Consider the following 245-nt stretch of genomic DNA (forward strand, 5'->3'; position numbering starts at 1 on the left):
AAGAATTGTGCTAATTGATAAAAAGCCCAGGATTTATTTTGATTACGTAAGGCTTTAGGTAAGTCAGTACGTTCAAAAGAAACACCTGTTAAGTCTTCTAAAACAAACAAGGTGTTGGAACCAAATTTTTGGACCAGTGTCTTAGACAACCGATGGTTAACATCGGTTATCCAACGGTTCTCTCGTCCAGATAATTTCTTTAAACGCCGTTTAGCTGATTTAGTACCTTTAGCTTGTAATTTGGC

1 pseudogene is annotated in these 245 nt (G+C 36.7%); it reads right to left on the bottom strand.

Annotated elements, in window-relative coordinates:
- Nucleotides 1-245: pseudogene (locus FC14_RS06610) on the bottom strand (RNA-guided endonuclease TnpB family protein); the annotation flags it as partial.

It is taken from the genome of Ligilactobacillus agilis DSM 20509, assembly GCF_001436215.1.
GTDB lineage: Bacteria > Bacillota > Bacilli > Lactobacillales > Lactobacillaceae > Ligilactobacillus > Ligilactobacillus agilis.